Here is a 23,193-nt window from a genome sequence, read left to right as displayed (position 1 = left end):
CAATCGGGCGAACATCGGACGCGACACCGCCGACAGCCTCGCCGCCATGCCCGACGCGGTGCGCCTGGCCCGCGGGGTGGACGGGTCGATCCAGTTGTGTTTGGCGACGGCTTTCACCTGCCCCTTCGACGGCCCGGTCGACCCCGAGCGGGTGCTGGCCATCGCCCGCGATCCGCGCACCGAGGGCGCGGACGACATCGTCCTGGCCGACACGCTGGGACAGGCCCATCCCGGCCAGGTCGCCGCGCTGGTCGCCGCGGTGCGCGACCGCACGCCCCCGCGACGCATCGTCTTCCACGGCCACGACACCTGGGGGATGGGCGTGGCCAACACCCTCGCCGCGGTCGCGGCCGGCGCGGACATGGTCGACGGCGCTCTCGGCGGACTCGGCGGCTGCCCCTTCGCCCCGGGTGCGAGCGGCAACACCGCCTCCGAGGACATCCTCTTCGCCACCCGGCCGGATTGGTTCGATCCCGCGACACTGGCCTCGCTGGCGACCCTGTCGGAGGAACTGCTCGCCGAACTCGGCGAGCCCAACCGATCGCGCGCACTGGAAGGCGCCCGATCGAAAGCATCGGCCTTCGAGTGGGTCGTCGGTACGGAGCGCCCCTAGCGGAGCCTGCGGCGGCATACCGCGAAACACAGGGTCTTCCCTGATGGCGTGCGGGAGCTGAGCCGGTAAGACTGGACGGCATGACTTCGCAAGCTTTGGGCGCCGAGATCGCCGACAGGGCGGCTCCGACCGATGTCGCGGCCCACGCTATCGAACTGACCAAGGTCTACGGATCGGGTGACACCCAGGTCAGGGCATTGGACGGAGTGTCGGCCGAGTTCGCGAAGGGGGAGTTCACCGCGATCATGGGCCCGTCGGGATCGGGCAAGTCGACCCTGATGCACTGCCTGGCCGGGCTGGACAGCGCCAGTTCCGGCGCCGTCCGCATCGGCGACACCGACCTGACCACCCTGTCCGACAAGCAGATGACGCGTCTGCGGCGGGACCGGATCGGGTTCGTCTTCCAGGCGTTCAACCTGGTGCCGACGCTCACCGCGCTGGAGAACATCACGTTGCCGCTGGACATCGCCGGGCGCAAGGCCGACCAGGAGTGGCTGGACACGGTGCTGAAGCGGCTCGGGCTGGTCGATCGGCTCACCCACCGTCCCAGCGAGCTGTCCGGCGGTCAGCAGCAGCGGGTGGCCTGCGCCCGTGCCCTCGCGGGCAAGCCGGAGATCATCTTCGGCGACGAGCCGACCGGCAACCTGGACTCGCGCGCCTCGGAGGAGGTGCTGTCGATCCTGCGCGCCGCGGTGGACGAGTTCCGGCAGACGGTCGTGATCGTCACCCACGAACCGCACGCGGCCGGGTTCGCCGACCGGGTGGTGTTCCTGGCCGACGGACGCATCGTCGACGAGATGCGTGATCCGACCTCCGACACCGTGCTCGACCGGATGAAAGCGTTGGAGCAGGCGTGACCGGGTCGTCGCGGAAGATTCGGGGGCGGGTGTGATGGCCGCAAGTCCGATGCGGAAGGTGGCGCTGCGCAATCTGGCCGCGCACAAAGTGCGGCTCGCGCTGACGCTGTTGTCGGTGGTACTCGGCACCGCGTTCATCGCGGGCTCGTTCGTGTTCACCGATACGCTGCAGAGCACCTTCGACGGGATTTTCGCCGGCGAGGCGAAGGGCGTCGACGTCCGGGTGAGCCCGAAAGAGCGCCAGGCACAGGGCATTCCGAACAACGTGGTGGACGAGCTGGTGAAGTATCCCGGCGTGCGCACCGTCGCGCCGAGCGTGAACGGACCGGTGGTCCTGCTCGATCCGGCGGGCAAGAAAGCCGTGCAGACCGGCGGGGTGCCTACGCTCGGCAAGTCGTATCTGCCGCCGGGGAAGGCCGTCGCGGAGCCGGAGAAGTTTTTGCAGGGCGTCCCGCCCGCCCGGTCCGGCGAGATCGCGCTCAACACCGGCGGCGCCGAGCGAGCCGGGCTCAAGGTCGGCGACCGCACCAAGATCCTCATCCCCTCCCAGGCCGATCCCATCGACGTGACCCTCACCGGGATCTACGAGGTGCCGTCCGACACCGGCGGTTTCATCGGGGTGCTGTTCGACGACACGCAGGCGCGCAAGCTGTTCACCGACGGACTGCACGTCGCCTACGTCGACCTCGCGGCCACCGGCATTCCCGGCGACGAACTGCGTGACAACCTGGCCAGGGAGCTGCCGGGCTACAAGGTGCAGAACGGCGACCAGGTGCGCGCGGACCTGAAGAAGGAAGTCTCCAACGCGCTCAACTTCATCAACTACTTCCTGCTCGCCTTCGGTGCGATCGCGCTGATCGTCGGCACGTTCATCATCTACAACACCTTCTCGATGATCGTCGCGCAGCGTTTGCGGGAGCTGGCGCTGCTGCGCGCGGTGGGCGCGAGCAGGCAGCAGGTCGGCCGGTCGGTGGTGGCCGAGGCGTTCGTCATCGGCTTGATCGGCAGCCTGATCGGTCTCGCGGCCGGCGTCGCGCTCGCGTTCGGATTGTCGGCGGTGCTGAACGCGTTCGACCTCGGATTGCCGACCGGATCGATGGCGGTGCGTCCACGCACCATCGTGGTCGGACTGCTGGTCGGTCTCGTGGTGACGGTGGTGAGCGCCTACGCCCCCGCACGCCGCGCCGCGCGGATCCCACCTGTGCAAGCCATGCGCGAGGAGTTCGCGTCCACCGGCGAGTCGCTGCGCTGGCGGACCGCCTCCGGTGTGGCGCTCGCCGTGCTCGGCGTGGGCTTCGTCGTGCTGGGTGCGCAGCGCACCGGCGGCACGGCGGCCGCCACGGTCGGGGTCGGCGCGCTCGGCCTGATCTTCGCGGTGCTGCTCGCCGCGCCGGCGCTGTCGCGGCCGGTGGTCGGCGGGCTCGGGGTGCTGGTGCGCCCGTTCGGGCCGATCGGCCGCATGGCGCGCAACAACGCGTCGCGCAATCCCCGCCGCACGGCCGCGACCGCGTTCGCGCTCACCCTCGGGCTGATGCTCGTCTCGGCGATCGGCATGCTGGGCGCGTCGGCGAAGGCCAGCGTCGGTGTGCTGGTGGACAAGGGTGTGCGAGCCGACTACGTGCTGGCGGGACCGCAGTTGCTCGGCGTGCCGTTCGCTGCGGCCGACGCCGCCCGCACCGACGTGCCCGGAGTGCAGCAAGCGGTGGGGATGCGAGGTGCCGGCTTCAAGCTCGGCGACGAGCAGGTGTTCGCCACATCGCCGGACGGGCCGCTGAACGGCGTGCTGAACTACGAGATCGTGCGCGGCAGCGACACGCTCGGGGCCCGCGACGTGCTCGTGTCGGAAGACGAGGCCTCCGACCGTGGCTGGAAGGTCGGCGACCAGGTGACCCCGACCAGCGTCGACGGCAAGAAGGTTCCGCTCACGGTGACCGGCCTGTACAAGAAGAACCCGCTGCTCGGTCCGATGGTGGTGTCGCAGACCGTCTACGACGAGGTGGTCCCGCTCAACTTCCGGACCAATTTCCTGGTGCTGATCAAGGCGCAGCCGGGCGCGAACATCACCCAGATGCGCGCCGACCTGGAGAAGGCCACCGAGCGGTTCGTCGTGGTGCAGGTGCAGGACCGCGAGGAGTTCAAAGGCGCGCAGGGCAAGCAGATCAACACCCTGCTGGCCATCCTGTACGGTCTGCTCGCCTTGGCGGTGGTGATCGCCATCCTGGGCATCGTCAACACGCTCGCGCTGTCGGTGGTGGAGCGGCGCAGGGAGATCGGCATGCTGCGCGCGGTCGGTATGCAGCGTGCCCAGGTGCGCCGCACGATCTATCTGGAGTCGATGCTCATCGCGGTGTTCGGCGCGATCGTCGGCATGGTGCTCGGGCTCGGCCTCGGGGTCGGCTTCCTGCGCACGCTGCGCGACTTCGGCCTCGACCAGATCGCCATCCCGTGGAACCAGCTCGTGCTCGTCCTGGTCAGCTCGGCGGTCGTCGGGGTGCTGGCCGCCCTCTGGCCCGCGGTGCGCGCGGCGCGCACGCCGCCGCTCGCTGCCATCGCCGATCTCTGAAAGACCGTGCGGCGCACAGCCACTGTGCGCCGCACGGGCTCCTGCTCAGTGGCGATGAGGACCAGCTTCCGGCCCCAACCTCGGGATCTACGCGTTGCCGGTCGTGTACTGGGTTCTTCGAGTCGCGGACGCCGACCATGTCGCCGTCCACCCACGCGACCTCCACGCACTCGTGTCCTCCGCCGCTGTGGCTGCTCTTGAACTAGGGGGGGCTCCGGATGGGTTGGTCTCCACTCTGGAGTCCTCTTCGTGTTACCCAGCGCGAGTGAACTCGCCGCCCGCCACGCCAGCAGTGAAGCCAATCCAGTCGCCGGGGGAGAACACCAGCGCGGGGCCGGTCGGGTTCTTCGAGTCGCGGACGCCGACCATGCCGCCGTCCAGCCACGCGACCTCTACACACTCTTGTCCTCCGCCGCTGTGGCTGCTCTTGAACCACTGTGCTGCGGATAGGTCGACGTTCACGTTCATACTCCCTTGCTGCTTCGTGCGATCTCGCGCATCAGGTCTCGACTCGGCCGGTCTTCCATCGCCGCGCGCAGGAGGATCCTGTATGCGTCACGGTATCTGTCTACATCACCGGCGTCCTCGAAGTACATCGCACCGGTGAAGGCCTCGGCATAGACCAAGGTGGGTTCGATCGGCACGCCTTTGCTGTTCAGTGCGAAGTTCAGGATGACGAAGGGGCCAGTGGACCATCCAACCGGCAGTCCGGCCCGGAAGGGAAGCACCCGGATATCGATGTTCGGCCTCGTGCTCAGATCGGCAAGGTGGCGATTTTGGGCTTCCGTCACCTTCGGAGAGCCGACAACTGTGCGCAATGCCGACTCGTGCAGGATCGCCGTCAGCTTGGCCGGGTTCGTTCTACGGGTGATCGCCCCTTGCCGACGCAAGCGAAGCTCTACCCGTCTGTCGAGTTCTTCCCCGGTATCGTCGGGAAAGAACAGGCGATCGAGAGTGCGTGCGTAGTCGGCAGTCTGAAGGATGCCAGGTATGGCGGACGACTGGAACATCATCATCTCGCGAGCCGACGACTCCAGGCCCATGTAAACATCGAAGTTCGGTGAGATCAGCGAACCGTAGTCGTGCCACCAGTTCTTCACCGCCGTCTGTTCGGCCAGCGCCACCAGGTCGGCGGTCTCCTCCGGCTTCAATTGATAGATCTCGCCTAGCAACACGATGTCGTGCGTACGGATCTTCTCGGTTTGCCCCTTCTCGAGTCGCTGCAAAGTGGACTTCCCCCATTGCATCAACTGGGCGGCCTCGACAAGAGTGAGGCCGATCGATTCGCGCGCCTCTCGCAGGTAGCGACCGAGCTGGCGCCGTGGAAGCGTGCTACCGGCCTCTGACCTTGCGTTCCCCCTCCGAAGTGGTCTTGTACACCCGCTCTGGGAATCCTTACATGAGCACTGGGCTGCAAGCTGGGATTTTCAGCAAGTATTTGGGATTCCCACATAGGGCTACCAGCTCCGATGGCGCGGTGGTCTCCTGTGTGTCGGCGTCGGAAACGCCGCGGGTTCGAGTCCGAGACATCAACTTCTCCGATGCGGAGGAACTATGACCTGTGCATACGCTGTCGAGGCCATCGCCGCGAGCTGTAGCAGAACCGACTGTCGCCAGACCCCGGACATCGGAAGTGCCGCGCTAATGGTGCGCGGCGTTGGCGTTTGCCCAGGATTGGACATCGCCGCGGTCCAGGGCCACGGCCAACAGGGTGGGGAATTTGTCGGGCGTGCAGGCGAAAGCCGGGATGCCCAGCGCGCCGAGGGCCGCGGCGTTGTCGTGATCGAAGGCGGGGGCGCCGTCGTCGGAGAGGGCGAGCAGCACGACGACCTGCACGCCGGACTCCTGCATCGAGCGGACGCGGCGCAGCATCTCGTCGCGGATACCTCCCTCGTAGAGGTCGGAGATCAGGACGAACAACGTGTCGGCCGGGCGGGTGACCAAGGACTGGCAGTAGGCGAGGGCCCGGTTGATGTCGGTGCCGCCGCCGAGTTGCGTGCCGAACAGCACGTCCACCGGGTCGTCGAGTTTGTCGGTCAGGTCGACGATCTCGGTGTCGAAGACCACCAGCGACGTGCGCAGCGACCGCATCGAGGCCAGCACCGCGCCGAACACCGACGCGTACACCACGCTGGCGGCCATCGAACCGGACTGGTCGATGGCCAGCACCACGTCGCGCCGCACCGCCTGCGCCTTGCGGCCGTAGCCGACCAGCCGTTCGGGTACCACGGTGCGGTGCTCGGGCAGGTAGGTGGCGAGGTTCTTGCGAATAGTGCGGTTCCAGTCGATATCGCGCAATTTCGGCCGGGTGACGCGGGCGGCGCGGTTCAGCGCACCGGAGACCGCGGTGACAGTGTGCGCCGCGACGCGCTGCTCGATCTCCCGCACCACCTTCTCCACCACCATGCGCGCGGTCGCCTTGGTGGTCTCGGGCATCACCCGGTTCAGGCTCAGCAACGTGCCGACCAGGTGCACGTCCGGCTCCACCGCCTCGAGCAGTTCCGGCTCCAGCAGCAACTGCGTGAGATCCAGTCGCTCCACGGCGTCGCGCTGCATGACCTCGACGACGGTGGCGGGGAAGTAGCTGCGAATGTCGCCGAGCCAGCGGGCCACGCGCGGCGCGGAACCTTGCAAACCACCGGTGCGCTTGCCGGGCGAGGTCTCGTCATCGGTGTTGTACAGCGCCGACAGCGCCCGGTCCATGGCCGCGTCCGCGCCGGAACCCAGCCCGCCGAGCCCTTCCTCCGCAGCCGCGCCGAGCACCAATCGCCAACGGCGGGACTGTGCGTCGTCGCTCATGCCGTGTCCTCGCCCCGCTGCCCGATCGCTCATACCGTGACCCCCAAGATCTCCGCCGCGGTGCGCACCGCGGCTGTGGCTCGGTCCGCGTCGATGCCCGCGACGGCCGACGCGGCGGCCACGGACCCGCCGTCGCGGACGGCCTGTCCGATCGCGCGGCGCTCACCCGATTCGAACGCGCCGAAGGTCCGGCGCAGCAGCGGCAACGTCTCGACGAACGTGTCGTCCCCGAGCCCGCGCAACCAATCATCGATGAGCCGCAACAGCTCCCGATCGTGGACCAGCAGCAGGCCACGGCCGCCGAGGAACCCGTCGACCCACGCCGCCTTCGCCGCGGCGGTGGCGCCCACCGACAGGGCCGCGGACAGTCTGCGCGCGGATTCGGCGTCATCGATGCGGCCCGCGTCGGCGAGCAGGCGGACGGCTCGTCCCACGAGCGCGCCGTGCACGTCGTCGCGGTCGGCGACGCGGCGCAGGGCGGCCAGCCACTCGCCGGTGGCCCAGCCGTCGTCCCTGGTGTGTATCGCGGTGTGCGCCGCGTCCAGCAGGCCGCGCAGTTCGGTGGCGGCGTCGGTGTCCAACCCGGTGACCGCGGCGGACAAGCCCGCGCAGATGCGCACCAGCAGGCCATCGGCGACGTGGGCCAGCGCCTTGGTGTCGGTGCCGCGCACATCGCCGTAGCGCAGTGTGCGGATCAGGCCGGGCAGCGCGGCGAGAAGGTGGGTGACGTCGTGGTCCAGCGCGGCCGTGGACTCCAGCCGGGCGATCAATCCGTCGGTGGCCCCGCCGAGGTCGGCCAGCAGCGCGACTTCCAGTGCGGCGGTGAGGTCGCCGACGGAGCGGTCGGCGCGGCCCGCGGTGTCGAGGATCTTCGCCTCCGCCGCGGTGCGGATGGTGGTGCCCCAGCGCGAGGCCTCGATGATCGAAATCGCGTACTCGGGATGCCACCGCAGCGTCCAGGTTTCCCGGAAGGTGCCGGTGCTGCGCACCTCGCTGGTGGTGAGCGTGCCCCAGTCGACGCCCAGTACCCGCAGCCGGTGCAGCAGGCGCGATCGTTCGACCTCGCGTTCCTTGCGCAGATCCAGGTCGACGGTGCGGGCCGAGGGCTCCTGCTTCATTCGCAGCGTCCGGATGGTGGCGCGCAGGTCCGCGTCCAGCGGCACGGTCGGCGTCTGCTCGGGAACGGCGCCGAGCGCCTCGCCGACGACGAGTTCGCCGATCACCAACCGCAGCATCGTCTCGTCTCCGCCGCACAGCACCGACCGGGTGGCCTCGGTGACCTCCGACAACCCGGCGAGCGGGCGGCCGCGCAGCGCGGCGAGTGTGTCGGCGAGCCGGACCGCCTCGATGACGTGCGCGCTGGAGACGGGCAGGTCGTGGGCGCGTAGCACACCGGCGACCTTCGTCAGCCAGCGGGCGATCGGTCGTTCGGTCTCGGTGAACAGGTGGTGGTACCACCCCGGCGAGGTGACACCCGCGCCGTAGCCGGAGGTCGTGGACAACCGTGAATGTGTCCACGGCACCCAGGTGAGCTTGGCTTTGGCCTTCGAAAGCCCTTTGAGCAACCGGGCGTCGGGTGCGGCGGGCCCGAGCGCGCCGGTGAGCGCGGGCGCGTGCCACGCGCCGCACACCACCGCCAGCCGGACCGCTCCGTCCTTCAGCGCCTTGCGCATCGTCTGGCGCATGTAGGCCTCGCGTCGCAGGGTGTGCGCATCGAGGACGATCGGCTCGGGTGGCGCTTCTCGTACGGGGGCCGATTCGGCAACCGCCTCCGCGACCGAATCGAACTCCGGAGCCGAGTCGTCCGCGGATTGATCTTGCGACGGTTGTGCGGGTGCGGGTTGGTCGCGCTCGGATCGACCTCGCCCCGCAGCGGCCGCGGGGTAGTCATCCGCGGGTCCGGTGACCGAGGGCGGGTGGTGCGCCGGGCGGTCCTGCTCGGCGGATTCCCGCAGCGCGGCCATCGCTTCGGTGATCGGGTCGAACGCGTCGGCGTCGGGCACGGATTCGACGACGGCGTCCCACCAGCGTTCGGCGTCGTCGTAGCCGCCCGCCTCGGCGAGCGCGGCGAGGGGATCGAAGCGGTCGCCGGGTTCGTCCTCGGTGGCGAGCACTATCGACGCGGGCAGGTCGCAGAATCGCACGGGCACGTCGTGGTCCACGGCGTACCGCAGTGCCTGCCATTCGGGGGAGAACACCGCGTACGGCCAGAACGCGGCTTTGGCGGGTGCGTCGGGAACGTACGCCAGCAGCGCGACCGGCGGCGTCATCCCCTCGGCCGCGACGTAGCCCACCAGGGGATCGGCGTCGGAGGGCCCCTCGATGAGAATCAGGTCGGGCCGGAACGCCGCCAGCGCCAGCCGCAGCGAGCGCGCCGAGCCGGGACCATGGTGGCGGATGCCGAAAACCCTGGTCACCGGCGCGGATTCGGCGGGAGAGGTCACCCGGTGACCTCCCGGCAGGCGCGGTAGAAATCCGCCCAGTCGGGCCGCTCGCGGACCACGGCCTCCAGGTATTCGGTCCACACCACCGCGTCGGCCACCGGGTCCTTGATCACCGAGCCGAGCACCGCGCCCGCGATGTCCGAGGCGCGCAGCACGCCGTCGCCGAAGTGCGCCGAGAGCGCGATGCCGTTGGTGATCACCGAGATCGCCTCGGCCGTGGACAACGTCCCGGACGGCGACTTGAGCTTGGTGCGGCCGTCGGCGGTGCTGCCCGAACGCAGCTCGCGGAAGACCCGCACCACTCGCCGCACCTCCTCGGCCGCGGCGGGCACGGTGGGCAGTTCCAGTGCGGAGCCGAGCTGCTCGACCCGCCTGCTGACGATGGCGACCTCCTCGTCCTCGCTCGCGGGCAGCGGCAGCACCACCGTGTTGAAGCGGCGGCGCAACGCGGAGGACAGTTCGTTCACCCCGCGGTCGCGGTCGTTGGCGGTGGCGATGACGTTGAAGCCCTTGGCCGCCTGCACTTCGCGGCCGAGTTCGGGCACCGGCAGGGTCTTCTCGGACAGGATGGTGATCAGCGCGTCCTGCACGTCCGAGGGGATGCGGGTGAGCTCTTCGATCCGGGCGATGGAACCCGTCCGCATGGCGTTGAGCACCGGCGACGGCACCAGCGCAGCGTCGCTCGGTCCTTCCGCGAGCAACCGCGCGTAGTTCCAGCCGTAGCGGATCGCCTCCTCGGCGGTGCCCGAGGTGCCCTGCACCAGCAGCGTCGAGGCGCCGCTGATGGCGGCGGAAAGATGTTCCGAGACCCAGGTTTTGGCGGTGCCGGGCACGCCGAGCAGCAGCAGCGCGCGGTCGGTGGCCAGCGTCGCGACCGCCACTTCCATCAGCCTGCGCGGGCCGACGTACTTCGGGGTGATCACGGTGCCGTCGCCGAGGGTGCCGCCGAGCAGGTAGGTGACCACCGCCCAGGGCGACAACCGCCACGAGGGCGGGCGGGTCCGGTCGTCGGCGGCGGCGAGGGCGCGCAGTTCGTCGGCGTACGCCTGCTCGGCGTGCGGACGAAGCAGGGCCGGTGTGGGGTCGGTGGTCGTCACTGCAACTCCTCGAGCATCATCGAGCGGTGGTTGAGATCGTGGGCGAGCTGGTCGAAGGCGCGCTCCCAGGCGGGATCGTCGCATCGGCGGGCCACCGCGGACAGGCTGCCCGCGGCGGTGATCGGGAGGTGGACGGCGGCCGTGGCGAGCAGCGATCGGTGCGCGTTCGGCGACGCGCCGTGCGTCTCGGGACGGCGCGCCGCCGCCCGCGCCCGTTCGAAGAGCAGCAGGACCACGTGCTGGGCGAGCGCTTCCGGCCACGGATGGCCCATCGCGGGCAGCAGCGCCTCGATCTCCGAGAGCCACGAGCCGTCCAGCCGCCCCAGGTGCGCGGTCCGGTCCCGCAGCGGCAGCAGCGCGAACAGCTCGCGCCTGCGCAACATCGCCAGGTCGGTGGGCACACCGGCTTCGAACAGCGCCCGCGCCCACGCCGAATCGCGCTGGGCCAGTGCGGCGTCCACCCAGCCGTCGAAGACCGGCTGGCGGAACCGGTCCTCGATGGTGGCGCGGACCGCCTGCTGCGGCGTGCCCAGCACACCGGTCCAGTGCGTCAGTGGAGTCGCGGCGACCACCTGCCGCAGCCGCGCCGCGGACACGTCGGGCGCGCCGTTCCAGCGGTAGGCGAATTCGGTTGTGCGATCGCTGATTCCGTCGCGCTGCGCGGCGGCGTCGAGCGCGTCGGGAAGAGCGAGAACGACGTGTGTGTGCAGCATCCGGTGCTCGGCGCGCAGCCACGCGCTCGCCCGGCCGCGCATGCGCAGGCTGAACGCCGATTCCGGGAGCAGCGCGAGCAGTCCGGCGGCGGTGCGGCGCACGTCCGCCCGCCGGTCGTCCAGCGCCGTTTCCAGCAGGGGCTCGTCGTCGGGCCCGAGTCCGTCGGCGAGCAGGGCCAGCAGTTCGGCCTTCAGCGGCCCGGTTTCCTTCGGCCACGCCGCGGTGAGCGTCGTCCTGGCCGCCTCGGCGTCGTCGCGCCGGAGGGCGGCGAGCCAGTCGCGCCGCTCGGCGGGCTGACCGAACAGCCAGGTGTCCGTGGAGCGTTCGGACGCGGGCGACGGGTGCCGCACCAGGTCGTGCCAGTCCGGATGCCGGGCCGCCAGCCAGCTGCCCCGAGTGCCCGCCAGGCGCAGCAGCGGCTCCCGCAAGGTGGCGTTGATCTTCGCGTGCTCGAGCAGTTGCTCGCAGAGCGCGTCCGGGGCCCGATAGTCGTGCGGCGCTGCCGCGTCGAACCACTCGGGAAGGAATGCCGAGCGCTCCCGCAGCATGCGCGCCAAGCGGGCGGCTGCCGGGCGCGGCAGCATCGGGCGCGGATCGTCCGCCGCGGCTTCCGGTGCCGCCGCGGTGGCGGGCGCGACCCCGCCCCGGCGGAAAAGGTCGTGCAGCGCCGCGGATTCGAGCAGCCGCAACGCGGGGTCTATCGGCAATCGCTCGGCAGCGCGCGCGATCGGGGGCGCCAGCGCGGTGAGATCCGGGGCCCGGCGCGCGGTGCCCAGCAGCGCGACGGAGGTGAGGTCCGCGCTCGCGGACGACCCGGCAGGCGGACGGGGCGCGTCGCGGCCGAAGGTTTCGGTGGGCGTCAGGTCGGTCACCTCGCCCGCGGTGAACACCGAAATCGGCGCCAACCCGTCGGGGCTCCACTCGCCGACCACGGTCACGGGGTGACCGCCGGAGACGGCCATCAGCGTCCAAGGCTGTTCGCCCGGTCGGATCGGCAGCGCCGTGCCGTCGGATTCGGTGACGTACCAACCCTGTTCGGTCCGGGTGGGTACCACGCGGGCCAGCAGCATCGGCCATGAACGCAGCCACGGGTCGGCGCCCAGCGCGGACGCGTGCGCGCCCAGCGCGGCGGCGATCGTGGCGGCCCGGCCGGCTTCGGCGGGCATTGTGGTGAAGGGTTCGGCGGCGCCGTGCCGTTCACCCCACAGTGCTCGCAGCGGTGCGGCGCCCGGATAGAAATGCAGCTCGGCGTCGGCCAGTTGCCCGAGCGCGGGAACGTCGGCCGGGAAGCCGGGCGAACCGAAGGAATGATCGACCACCAGCGCCCAGCGCCCGGTTTCCCGCCCGTACAGCCAGGCACGGCGGGTGTAGAGGCGTTCTTCCTCGGTGATCCGCAGGCCGAACACCATCCATCGGTCCCGGACCGGAGCTTCGGCGCGCACCGCCTCGGCCGGGCTGGGGTATCCGACGTGCGTTCGGATGCTGGCGCGCAGTGCGGGCGCTACCGCGTCGAGCTGCCGATGTGCGGCGATCAGCAGGTGCATCCGCGCGTATTCCCGCAGCACCACGTCGGGCCAGTCGGTCCTGGTGGCCACGGCTGTCGGGAGCCTGCGCAAGGCGGAGGCGAGCCCAGGGGCCTGAGCGTCGACCATCCTGGCGGCGACGGCCTCGAAGGCGCGATAGGAGCGATCGGCCTGCGCGAGCCCGGTGCGCACCTGATCACCGAGCCAGACGTCGAGTTCCTCCAGCCCCGCGGTCACTCGTACCCGCCGCTGTTCGGCGGTGGCCGGGTTCGGGGTGCGGGTGCGGTCGGCGGTCGCGGCGCGCGCCGCGCGTCCGCCGATCCACGACGCCGCGTAGTCCGCGGGCTCCGCGGTCGCGGCGACCTCGCCCGCGGCCCAGCGCAGCAACAGCGACAGTGCGTGCTTGCAGGGGAACTTGCGGCTCGGGCACGAACACCGGTACGCCGGACCGGACAGGTCGACGATCGTCTGGTACGGCGTGGCCCCGCTGCCTTGGCACCGACCCCACAGCGCCGCGCCGTGTTGCCCGCTCTCGTGCCAGCGGTTCACCAGCTTGCGCGCCGCCGACAGCGAACTCGCGTCCGGCGCCAACGCCGTGACCTGGTCTTCGGTCCACGGCGTCGTCATCGCGCGGCTCCGGCTCGGTGGTGCCTCATCGCTTCCTTCGTTGCTCGGTTGACCGGATTTCTACCCCAGCGCACCGACAAGTGCGGCCGCCGGTGCCGCGCCGGGAACGGAACCGCTTGCCCCGGCGTCATATTCGCCGATCGGACGATCTTGCGCTGATCGGGGCGCTCTGGCATTCTGTCCTGTTCGGCTCGACCGAGCCACCCGGAACGGGTGTCGACACCATCGAGGCTGCCCGCCGGGGTTGGCGCGAGGGGTGGACATCGAGACGCGGCGCAGGCGTTTCGATGACCATATTTCCATCCCCGCGGGCAGATTCGCATGGGCGCGGTGTGCGATTCGAACGTGATCGGGTAGCGTTTCGCACAGCTTCGACAAGGCGCCGCGCACGGGGTCGGAGGCGTGTGCGGCTCGATGGTGGAGGGGATTTTTCGCATGCGCCTGGATCCCGACGCTGTCCAGGCCGCCGGTCCCGCGGACGCCACGCCCCGGCTCTCGGAGGTGGTGACCCGGCGCCTCGGGGAGGACCCGGCGGTCACGCCCTCGGTCACCCGGACCGTCCTGCGCGCTCTCGGCGCCGCCGAATCGGATGACGCGACAACGACATTCGATCACTCCGGGATCTTCCTCAGCGCTATCCGGGTGTGCGGCTTCCGCGGCATCGGTCCGGAGACGACGCTCCAACTGCCGCCCGGTCCGGGTCTCACGCTCGTGGTCGGTCGCAACGGCAGCGGTAAATCCAGCTTCGCCGAGGCCGCCGAATTGGCCCTGACCGGCGGTAACCGCCGCTGGGACGGCCGATCGGCGGCCTGGCGAGAAGGCTGGCGCAACCTGCACGAGGGCGCGGCCGCGCGCATCGAGCTGGAGCTGCTCACCGCGGGCGACGCGCCCCGGCTCACCATCACCAAGGAATGGGCGCCCGGCGCGGATCTGTCGGACGCGCACTGGACCCAGCGGTATCCGCCCGCGTCGCCGAGCGTATTCGACACCGATCGCTGGGCGGCACAGCTCGAGCTCTACCGCCCGTTCCTTTCCTACAGCGAGCTCGGTGCGCTGGTGGACGGGAAGCCGAGCGACCTGTTCGACGCGCTGCACCAACTGCTCGGGCTCGACGAGCTCACCCTGGCGCAGGAGCGGATCCGGATGCGCCGGCTGCAACTGGAACGCGCCGTGCGGGATTCGCGTCAGGAACGGCTGGAGCTGCTGGAGCTGCTGGCGTCGGTGGCCGACGACCGCGCGGTCCGGGTGGCCGGGCTGCTGCGGCCCGCCCAGCCGGATCTGGCGGCCGTGGGCCGTGAAGTGCTGGGTGTGGTGGACGACCCGGCCGGACCGGACGGCCTGCGCGCGATCGTGCGGCTCGCGCTGCCCGACGACGCCGAAGTGCAAGCCGTGGCAGCCCGGCTCGAGGCGTGCGGCGCTGCCCTCGCACAGGGCGCCACCGCCGACGCCGAAGCCGATCTGCGCCTGCTCGACCTGCTGCGCAAAGCGCGCGAGCACCAGGCGGCGAGTGGAACCTGCCCGTGCCCGGTGTGCGGCCGCGGCGCACTCGACGAGGCGTGGGTACGCGAGACCGACGCGGCCATCGAGCGGCTGGCCGCCCGGGTGGACGCGCTCACCACCGCCCGCATCGAGCTCGGCAACGCCGTGCGGGCCGCGCGGGCGCTTCCCGACCTCGTTCCCGCCGAACTTGATTTCGATCCGCGCAATCCTCCGTCGGTGGACACCACGGCGGTGCGCAGGGCCTGGGCCGACTGGGCCGCGCTCACCACCACCGAATACACCCCTGACCTGCCTGAACGTCTGCGCGTCGCGCACGCGCGGCTGGTCGACGAACTCGACTTGCTGCAGCAGGGCACCCGCAAGGAGCTCGACCGCTTGGACGAGGTGTGGACGCCCCTGGTGCCGCGGATCGTGGCCTGGCTGGATGGCGCCCGCGAGGTGGCCGCGCACGCGGCGGAACTGCGCACGGTGAAGAAGGCCGAGGACTGGCTGAAGTCGGCCACCGCTGGGCTGCGCGGTGAACGCATGACGCCGCTGGAAACGACGGCGCGCTGGGTCTGGCGCACGCTGCGGCAGCAGAGCAACGTCGAATTGGGCGCGATCCGCCTGCAGGGCAACGCGGGCACCGCGCGCCGCGTCCTGCTGGACGTGACCGTGGACGAGGTGGACGGCGCCGCCTTGGGTGTGATGAGCCAAGGCGAGTTGCACGCGCTCGGGCTGTCGCTGTTCCTGCCGCGAGCGACGGTGGAGGAGAGCCCGTTCCGCTTCGTCATGATCGACGACCCGGTGCAGGCGATGGACCCGGCCAAGGTGGACGGCTTGGCGCAAGTGCTCGCCACGGTCGCCTGGAGCCGTCAGGTGGTGGTGTTCACCCATGACGAGCGCCTCGCCGAGGCGGTGCGGCGGATGCAGCTGGACGCCACCGTGCTCGAGGTGCAGCGCCGCGACCGCTCGGTGGTCGAGGTGCGGGTGTCCAGCGACCCGATCCGCCGCTATCTGGACGACGCGCGCGCCTTGGTGCGCACCCCGCAGTTGCCCGCGGCGATCGCCGACGAACTGGTGGCCACGTGCTGCCGCTCGGCGGTGGAGGCGGCCAGTCTGGCCAGGGCGCGGCGCACCCTGCTCGCCGCGGGCATGAACCACAACGAGGTGGAACGCCACATCGATGCCGCGCACTCGACCAGGGCGAAGGTGGCGCTGGCGGTGTTCGGGGTCGGCAGCAAGGTCGACGACCTGAACAAGAACCTCATCGCGCGCGAAGGACGGTGGGTGGTGGACGCCCTGCGCGACGCCACGGCGGGCGCGCACGTGCCGATCGGGCGCGACATGCGCGAGCTGATCGGTGAGACGGAGAAGTTCGTCGCGTGGCTGGTTCGGTGAAGCGCCGATGAGCGGGCGGCGTCGGCCGGTCGGCGCGCGCCGCGGGCCCGCGGAGGGCGGCCGTGGTTCCCGGCACGGGCAGCGGCGGAAGAACGGCGCGCACCCGCCGCGGGCGAATCGGCCGTCGGTCGCCGAGCGGCTGGAGACCGTCGATCTGCTGCTCGGCGGATCGGTGACCGACGCGGGCGGCTTGTGGTCGCGGGCGACCGCCTGGATTCTGCGGATCGCCCTGGAACAGGCCGTGGACGACCTGTGGCTGCGCCTGGCGCCCGCGCTGATCCGCTGCCCGATGCGGGCGCAGTTGATCGCGCTGCGCGCCTTCGCGGGACCGGAGGTGGCGGCGCGCGTGGCGGTGCTCTGGGCCGCCCTCTCGCGCGCCGCCCACCACCACGACTACGAACTCGCGCCGAGCGTCACCGATCTGCGGCGCTGGCGGGAGCAGACGGTCGCCCTGGCCGCGGACCTGGCGGCGGTGGACGCGCATCGGGATTGACGCCCGGCGATCGCGCGCGCCTGGTTGCGGGTGTGCGACGAGGGTCGACCATGATTCGGCGGCGAGATCGAGGGCATGAGCCGCGTCGGCCCCGAGGTGGCCCGGCCACGTGGTTCCTCGGTTCACCTGAACGGGCAGGCGCGGCACGAGTGACCAGGATCGACGTCCGCGGCGGAGCGTGACCACGCCGGGCTGCGCTCTGTGCGGAGCCGCGACGGCGTGCGGCTCTCAGGTTTGCCGGAGGCGGTGCCACACGGCGATCATGAGGGACCCGGCCGAGCACGGACGGGAGATGGCATGACCGGCTCCCACCGGAGGTGGTCGCACAGCACGACCCCGACGGGTCGCGCTCGGGCCGGAGAGGAGACAGCGTGAGCGGAGCACGACGGTGCCCGTGCGGGCGCGGTGACGCATACGACGAGTGCTGTGGCCCGGTGCTGCGCGGCGAGCGTCCGGCCGCGACCGCCGAAGCGCTGATGCAGTCGCGCTACACCGCGTTCGCGGTGGGCGAGGTCGACTATCTGCTGCGTTCCTGGCACCCGCGCACCCGCCCGCGCGAGCTGACCCTCGATCCGGCGCAGCGCTGGCTGTTCCTGGAGATCACCCGGACCGACCGCGGTGGACTGTTCGACGAGACCGGCACGGTGGAGTTCGTCGCGCACTACCGGGACGCGGACGGCCGCGGCGCACTGCGCGAGGCCAGCAGGTTCGCCCGGTCCGACGGCGCCTGGGTGTACCTGGACGGCACGCACGACGCCTGACCGGTAGCGTCGACGGGCATGGCCCGCGTCGCGATCGAGTACTGCACCCAATGCCGCTGGCTGCTGCGGGCGAGCTGGATGGCGCAGGAACTGCTCAGCACGTTCGCCACCGACCTGGACGAAGTCGCGCTCGTCCCGGGTTCGGGCGGGATCTACCGGATCACCGTCGACGGCGAGCAGATTTGGGAGCGCAAGGCCGACGGCGGATTTCCCGACATCGCGGTGCTGAAGCAGCGGGTGCGCGACCGGGTCGCCCCCGAGCGCGACCTCGGCCACGTCGACCGGCGCGACTGAGACCGCACCGGCCGCACCGGGTCATCCGCAGCAGCCGCCACCACAGCAGCCGCCGCCGGCCGGGGGCGCAGCGGAACTCGGCGCGGGCGCGCTCCCGCCACCCCTGGAGACGGTGGCGAAGGTGGTCAGCAACTTGACCGTGTCGTCGTGGCCGGTCGGGCAGGTCGCGGGCGCCGACGCCTCCGCCATCGGGCGGGTCACCTCGAACGTGTCGCCGCAGCTGCGGCACCGGTAGCTGTAACTCGGCATCCGCTCAGTTTAGGTCCTCGATCGTCGGCGCGTACGTCGGCGGCGAACCTCGAGCCGGTTGTGGATAGGGGATTGAGGTCGCCACCTGACCGCCACGCGCCGCAGACAATGGCAATTCTTCAGCTAGCTGACGCGTCGGGCGCGGTCCCGGCCGACGTGACCGATTCGACACCGCACTCTGGGCAGGGGCCTGAACAGCGGATGAATAGCAGCCGACGCAGCAATGTCTCGGCATCGAAACGTTGCCGTACTGATCTTCGACGTACTCTCGAAAAAGAAGTATGAGGAGGTCTGCGATGCGCGCTCAGTTCTCCGAGGCGGTGCCCGGTCCCGACGGTTTCGCCGAGCCCATCGCGCGAACGGCTTGCGGCGATGTGCGCGGCCTGCGCGAAGGTTCGATTTCCGTTTGGCGCAGCGTCCCGTACGCGGCGGCGCCCGCAGGCCCGGCCCGTTTCGCCCCGCCCGAGCCCCCGCAGCCCTGGGACGGAGTGCGCGACTGCACCTCTTACGGGCAGATCGCGCCGCAGACGATGGGCACGATGGTCCCCATCGACTCGGGCCTCACCATGGGTGAGGACTGTCTCTGGCTCAACGTGTGGTCACCGCGGCCCGAGACCGGCGATCCCGCCCGCGTCCCGGACGCCGAGCCGCGCCCGGTCCTGGTCTGGCTGCACGGCGGAGCGTACTGCCTCGGCACCGCCGCGCAGCAGATCTACGACGGGCGCAAGCTGGCCGCGGCCGGCGACGTCGTGGTCGTGGGGGTCAACTACCGGCTCGGCGCGCTCGGCTTCCTCGACCTGTCCTCGCTCGGCGACGACTTCGCACCGAACCTCGGCCTGCACGACCAGATCGCCGCGCTGGAATGGGTGCGCGACAACATCGCCGCGTTCGGCGGCGATCCCGGCAACGTCACGCTGTTCGGCGAGTCCTCCGGCGCGGGTTGCGTCACCGCGCTGCTCACCGCACCCCGCGCCGCCGGGCTGTTCCACAAGGCGATCGCGCAGAGTCCGCCCGCGACCACGGTGTTCGGGCCGGAACGGGCGGCCACGGTGGCGCAGCGATTCCTCGAGCTGATCGAACTGCCCGCGACCAGGGCCAAGGAACTGCTGGAATGCCCGATCGAGCGGATCATCGCGGCGGCGGGCGTCCTGCTGGACGAGATTCCGCTGAAGGAGCCGGGCAGGCTGGCGGCCGCGCCCGTGGTGGACGGCGATCTGCTGCCGACCTACCCGATCGACCGGTTCCAGCGCGGAGGCTCCCATCGGGTGCCGCTGATCATCGGCACCAACAAGGACGAGGCGTCGCTGTTCCGGCTGCTGCGTTCGCCGATCATGCCGGTGACCCCCGACGCGGTGAACGCGATGCTGCGGGACGTCGCGGCGGGGCACCCGGAGATGTCCGCGGAGCGCGTCGCCGAGATCACCTCCGCCTATCCCGATCTGAACAAGGCCCGCGGAGCGCTGGCGATGTCCACCGACGCCGCGTTCCGGATGCCTGCGCACTGGGTGGCCGACGGTCATGCCGAGCACTCGCCGACCTGGATGTACCGCTTCGACTACGCCACCCCGATGCTGCGGGCGGCCCGGGTCGGCGCGGGTCACGCCACCGAATTGCCGTACGTCTTCGGCAATTTCGGCACGCTCAACCTCGACCCGACCTTCTGGCTCGGTGGTCGCAGAGCGGCCATGGAGGTCTCCGGACGCATGATGCGCCGCTGGCTGGCCTTCGCCGCCCATGGCGTCCCCGCCGCCCTCGACGGCTCCAAACACTGGCCGCCCTACCGGCCCGCCGCCCGCACCACCCTGCTCATCGACAGCGTCGATCGAGTGGTCGACGACCCGGACCGTGACCTGCACACCGCCTGGGGCCAACAGGCCGTCGGCTTCTCCTAGCGGGCGCTCTTCGCACCCGCCGTCGGGGTGAATACTCGCGACGGGGCGGTCGGTGGCTCCGGAATCAACTCCACGCCGACCGTGCGATTCCGATGACGTCCGGCCCTCGATACCGCACGCGTCGCGCCTCAGACGTCGGTCGAGAAGCGAATGCCGCCGTCGGGGATCTCCACGCCCGGCCATACGCGCGCCCCGCGCAGGAGTTCGCACCGGGCGCCGATATTCGCCCCGTCCCCGATGACGCCGTCGCGGACGAGCGCGCGCGGGCCGATGCGCGCGCCGAAGCCGATGATGGTGCGCTCGACCGTGGCGCCGGCCTCGATCACCGCGCCGTCGAAGACGACCGCGCCGTCCAGACGCGCGCCCGCGCCGATCTCGGCGCCGCGGCCGACCACCGTGCCGCCGATCAGCAGCGCGCCCGGTGCGACGCCCGCACCAGGGTGGACCAGCGATTCGCCACGCTGACCTGGCAGGGCCGGGGAGGGCGCGATCCCGCGGACCAGGTCGGCGGAGCCGCGGACGAAGTCCTCGGGAGTGCCCATGTCGCGCCAGTAGGAAGCGTCGACGTAACCCTGGACGCGGGCGCCCTCGGTCAGCAGCGCCGGGAACACCTCGCGCTCCACCGACACCGGACGCCCGGCCGGGATCTTCTCGATGTACTCGCGGCGGAAGACGTAGCACCCGGCGTTGATCTGGTCGGTCGGCGGGTCCTGGGTCTTCTCCAGGAACGCGGTGACCCGGCCGTTCTCGTCGGTGGGCACACAGCCGAACGCTCGCGGGTCGCTGACCCGCACCAGGTGCAGTGTCACGTCGGCACGGGTCGACTCGTGGGTGTCGAGCACCGCGCCGAGGTCGGTGCCGCCGAGCACGTCGCCGTTGAACACCATCACGTTGTCCGCGCGCAACTTGGGTAGCACGTTGCGGATGGCGCCGCCGGTGCCGAGCGGCTCGGTCTCGGTGACGTACTCGATCTCCAGGCCGAGGTCCGAGCCGTCGCCGAAGTGCTCCTCGAACACCTCGGCCTTGAACGACGTGCCCAGCACCACATGGGTGATCCCGGCCTCCGCGATGCGGGCGAGCAGATGGGTCAGGAACGGCAGCCCGGCCGTCGGCAGCATCGGCTTGGGCGCCGAAAGGGTCAGCGGCCGCAGCCGCGTGCCCTGCCCGCCGACCAGGATCACCGCGTCGGTGCCTGTATTTCCTGCCATCAAGCTCCCCTGTTCACAAGGTCGTACTCGCCGCCGCCGCTATCCGGCGTCGCGCGCCTGCTGGCGCAGGGCAGATCGAACCGCAATTCGCGAGCGGATCGCAAGTCCGGCCCGCAGCGCCAGCCGCAGCGGAGCCTGCCACCAGTGCGGATGCCGGTCGGCCTGGAACCGGTAGGCGCTGGCGTGATGGGCGGGCAGCATCACCTCGGGATGGCGGCCCGCCGCGTGCCCCTTGGCATGGGTGACCTCGGCGTCCGGCACGAATACGTTGTGCCAGCCCGCCTTGCCCATCCGGTCGCCGAAGTCGACGTCCTCCATGTACATGAAGTAGCGCGAGTCGAAGCCGTCGATCGAGTCGAACGCCGCGCGCCGCACCAGCAGGCACGAGCCCGACAGCCAGCCGACGGCACGCTCGGAGATCTCCTCGTTCTCCTGCCGGTACCGGCGGGTCCACGGGTTGGACTTCCACACCGTGCCGAGGATCGCGTGCCCGGCGCCGTCGAGCAGGCCGGGCACCCGGCGGGCCGACGGGTACACGCTGCCGTCCGGTTCGAGCACCAGCGGACCGAGCGCACCCGCGCGCGGCCAGCGCTTGGCGGCGGCGAGCAGTGTGTCGATCGAATCGGTGCCCCAGCGGATGTCCGGGTTGGCGATCACCACGAACTCGATGCCCGGATCGATCTCCGCGACCGCCCGGTTGATGGCGCCGCCGTAGCCGATGTTGCCGCCGGTGCGCAGCAGCCGCACGTGCGAATTGGCCTCGGCGACCAGCTCCGGCACACCGTCCACCGACCCGTTGTCGGCGAGGATCACCTGGGGTTTCTCCGAGGTGGCCCCGGCGAGGGTGGTGATGAAGTGCTCGAGGTGCTCACCTGGGGAGTAGGTCACCGTGACGACGGCCAGCCCGGTGGGCGCGGCGGAATCGGAATCACTCACGACAGCCAACTCTAGTGGGCGCGACCGAACGTCGTCTGTCGATAGCCCGTGCACGGCCGCGGTGAAGGTGGAGGTATGCCTCTGGCTGTAGCCAGAGGTCGTCTGCGGATGGCCGTAGCGAAGGCCGGAGGTATGCCTCTGGGGTGCAGCCGGATGTCGTCTGTCGGTGGTCCGCGCATGGCCGTAGTGAGGCGAAGGTACGCCTCCGGGGTGCAGCCCGGACGTCGTCCGTCGATAGCCCGCGCATGAGCGAAGACGGAGGTGCGCCTCTGGGGTGCAGTCGGGCACCGTCCGTCGGTAGCCTGCGCATGGCCGTAGCGAAGGCGGAGGTACGCCTACTCGGCCCGTCGCGCCAGCGCGTCCTCCAGCGCGGTCCGCCAATCCCGCAGGGGTCGCAGCCCGGCGTCGTTCCAGGCCCGCGGCGACAACACCGAATATGCCGGGCGCCGTGCGGGTCTGGGGAAGGCGGAGGAATCGCACGGGCGGACGCGCTCGGGATCGGCGCCGACACCCGCGAACACCGCGCGGGCGAGTTCGAATCGACTGGCCCGCCCGGCATTGGTGGCGTGCAGCACGCGCGGGGCGTCCGGCCGGCCCGCCAGCTCCAGCAGCGCGGCGGCCAGATCGGCGGCGTAGGTGGGCGAGCCGACCTCGTCGTCGACCACGTCGACGGTGTCGCGTTCCCGCTCCAGCCGCAGCATGGTCGCGACGAAATCGCTGCCGCGCCCGGTGTATACCCACGCGGTGCGCACCACGTGCGCGTTCGGGCAGCGGCTCAGCACCGCCTGTTCGCCCGCGAGCTTGGACTCCCCGTAGACGGTGGTCGGTCCGGTCACATCGGTGGTGTCGTACGGCCGATCCTGGGTACCAGGAAAGACGTAATCGGTGGACAGCTGGATCAGCCGGGCACCGAGGTCGGCGCAGACCTCGGCGAGCACGGCCGGTCCGGTGGCGTTGCCCGCATATGCCGCCTCGGTGTCGGTTTCGGCCTGGTCGACGGCGGTGTACGCGGCGCAGTTCAGCACCACGTCGCCGGGCGCGAGTACCGCGCGCACGGCAGCGGGGTCGGTGATGTCGAGTTCGGCGCGCCCGTAGCCGCCTGCGGCCGGAGCGAGACGCCGCAGTTCCCGGCCCACCTGTCCGTGCGCCCCGGTGACGACGAGGCGGGCGGGCACGGCGGATTCGGGTGCGGTGGGGTCGGTCACGGGCGCAAGTCTGGCACGCCGCCACGTCCGCGGTTGCG

General features: G+C 70.9%; 18 protein-coding genes and 2 pseudogenes. 8 read left to right on the top strand and 12 right to left on the bottom strand.

Annotated elements, in window-relative coordinates; all coding sequences use genetic code 11:
* The 3 genes from ON19_RS23605 to ON19_RS23595 all read left to right on the top strand — a co-directional run.
* A partial coding sequence (locus tag ON19_RS23605) for a hydroxymethylglutaryl-CoA lyase-like TIM-barrel protein (protein WP_043696991.1) occupies positions 1-613 on the top strand: 613 nt, incomplete at its 5' end.
* 80 nt (positions 614-693) lie between these two features.
* A complete protein-coding gene (locus ON19_RS23600; protein WP_051169224.1) occupies positions 694-1,470 on the top strand; it encodes an ABC transporter ATP-binding protein in 777 nt (258 codons plus the stop codon).
* Between the two features lie 34 nt (positions 1,471-1,504).
* Positions 1,505-4,033: an ABC transporter permease gene (locus ON19_RS23595; protein ID WP_043696988.1), complete on the top strand. Its 2,529-nt coding sequence runs from the start codon at positions 1,505-1,507 to the stop codon at positions 4,031-4,033.
* On the opposite strand, the pseudogene ON19_RS45010 reads toward ON19_RS23595, so the two are convergent.
* From ON19_RS45010 to ON19_RS23565, 8 genes and pseudogenes are all read right to left on the bottom strand, one after another.
* Positions 3,942-4,223 (bottom strand): annotated as a pseudogene (locus ON19_RS45010) (DUF397 domain-containing protein); the annotation flags it as partial. The gene ON19_RS23595 and the pseudogene ON19_RS45010 overlap by 92 nt on opposite strands.
* Before the next feature lie 62 nt (positions 4,224-4,285).
* Positions 4,286-4,495 carry a DUF397 domain-containing protein gene (locus tag ON19_RS23590; RefSeq protein WP_043697035.1) on the bottom strand — a complete coding sequence of 70 codons (210 nt, stop codon included), beginning with the start codon at positions 4,493-4,495 and terminating at the stop codon, positions 4,286-4,288.
* A gap of 2 nt (positions 4,496-4,497) precedes the next feature.
* A complete protein-coding gene (locus ON19_RS23585) occupies positions 4,498-5,076 on the bottom strand; it encodes a DUF5753 domain-containing protein (RefSeq protein WP_255218406.1) in 579 nt (192 codons plus the stop codon).
* A gap of 93 nt (positions 5,077-5,169) precedes the next feature.
* Positions 5,170-5,337, bottom strand: a pseudogene (locus tag ON19_RS43930) (helix-turn-helix domain-containing protein); the annotation flags it as partial.
* A 337-nt stretch (positions 5,338-5,674) separates the two neighbouring features.
* Positions 5,675-6,832, bottom strand: coding sequence for a VWA domain-containing protein (locus ON19_RS23580; protein WP_043696981.1), 1,158 nt, complete (start codon positions 6,830-6,832; stop codon positions 5,675-5,677).
* A 29-nt stretch (positions 6,833-6,861) separates the two neighbouring features.
* Positions 6,862-9,276, bottom strand: coding sequence for a DUF5682 family protein (locus ON19_RS23575; RefSeq protein ID WP_043696978.1), 2,415 nt, complete (start codon positions 9,274-9,276; stop codon positions 6,862-6,864).
* Positions 9,273-10,373, bottom strand: coding sequence for an ATP-binding protein (locus tag ON19_RS23570; protein ID WP_043696974.1), 1,101 nt, complete (start codon positions 10,371-10,373; stop codon positions 9,273-9,275). The genes ON19_RS23575 and ON19_RS23570 overlap by 4 nt, the downstream gene beginning before the upstream one ends.
* On the bottom strand, positions 10,370-13,237 hold the full coding sequence (locus ON19_RS23565; protein ID WP_043696971.1) for an SWIM zinc finger family protein: 2,868 nt from the start codon (positions 13,235-13,237) through the stop codon (positions 10,370-10,372). The genes ON19_RS23570 and ON19_RS23565 overlap by 4 nt, the downstream gene beginning before the upstream one ends.
* A gap of 435 nt (positions 13,238-13,672) precedes the next feature.
* Between ON19_RS23565 and ON19_RS23560 the strand changes: the two genes are divergently transcribed.
* The 4 genes from ON19_RS23560 (at position 13,673) to ON19_RS23545 (ending at position 17,665) form a co-directional block, all read left to right on the top strand.
* Entirely contained in the window at positions 13,673-16,117 is a 2,445-nt protein-coding gene (locus ON19_RS23560; RefSeq protein WP_051169222.1) for an ATP-binding protein, read from the top strand.
* Between the two features lie 7 nt (positions 16,118-16,124).
* A complete protein-coding gene (locus tag ON19_RS23555; RefSeq protein ID WP_043696968.1) occupies positions 16,125-16,610 on the top strand; it encodes a hypothetical protein in 486 nt (161 codons plus the stop codon).
* Positions 16,611-16,981: 371 nt separating this feature from the next.
* Positions 16,982-17,371 carry a YchJ family protein gene (locus tag ON19_RS23550; protein WP_043696965.1) on the top strand — a complete coding sequence of 130 codons (390 nt, stop codon included), beginning with the start codon at positions 16,982-16,984 and terminating at the stop codon, positions 17,369-17,371.
* Between the two features lie 18 nt (positions 17,372-17,389).
* Positions 17,390-17,665, top strand: a complete 276-nt coding sequence (locus tag ON19_RS23545) for an Rdx family protein (RefSeq protein ID WP_043696962.1) — start codon at positions 17,390-17,392, stop codon at positions 17,663-17,665.
* Between the two features lie 21 nt (positions 17,666-17,686).
* On the opposite strand, the gene ON19_RS40620 is transcribed toward ON19_RS23545, so the two are convergent.
* Positions 17,687-17,914 carry an FmdB family zinc ribbon protein gene (locus tag ON19_RS40620; protein WP_043696959.1) on the bottom strand — a complete coding sequence of 76 codons (228 nt, stop codon included), beginning with the start codon at positions 17,912-17,914 and terminating at the stop codon, positions 17,687-17,689.
* Between the two features lie 296 nt (positions 17,915-18,210).
* Between ON19_RS40620 and ON19_RS23535 the strand changes: the two genes are divergently transcribed.
* Positions 18,211-19,806, top strand: coding sequence for a carboxylesterase/lipase family protein (locus ON19_RS23535; RefSeq protein ID WP_083899576.1), 1,596 nt, complete (start codon positions 18,211-18,213; stop codon positions 19,804-19,806).
* A 128-nt stretch (positions 19,807-19,934) separates the two neighbouring features.
* On the opposite strand, the gene manB is transcribed toward ON19_RS23535, so the two are convergent.
* The 3 genes from manB to rfbD form a co-directional block, all read right to left on the bottom strand.
* On the bottom strand, positions 19,935-21,014 hold the full coding sequence (manB, locus tag ON19_RS23530) for a mannose-1-phosphate guanylyltransferase (RefSeq protein ID WP_043696952.1): 1,080 nt from the start codon (positions 21,012-21,014) through the stop codon (positions 19,935-19,937).
* A 39-nt stretch (positions 21,015-21,053) separates the two neighbouring features.
* Positions 21,054-21,950 (bottom strand): glycosyltransferase family 2 protein, encoded by an 897-nt coding sequence (locus ON19_RS23525; RefSeq protein ID WP_043697026.1) that lies wholly within the window; start codon positions 21,948-21,950, stop codon positions 21,054-21,056.
* A 335-nt stretch (positions 21,951-22,285) separates the two neighbouring features.
* Positions 22,286-23,155, bottom strand: a complete 870-nt coding sequence (rfbD, locus tag ON19_RS23520) for a dTDP-4-dehydrorhamnose reductase (RefSeq protein WP_051169221.1) — start codon at positions 23,153-23,155, stop codon at positions 22,286-22,288.
* Positions 23,156-23,193 lie beyond the last annotated feature (38 nt).

Origin of the sequence: Nocardia abscessus NBRC 100374, assembly GCF_000308455.1 — a bacterium.
Classification (GTDB): domain Bacteria; phylum Actinomycetota; class Actinomycetes; order Mycobacteriales; family Mycobacteriaceae; genus Nocardia; species Nocardia abscessus.
The sequence above is the reverse complement of the archived record's forward strand: the minus strand, read 5'-3'. Positions and strand labels throughout refer to the sequence as shown.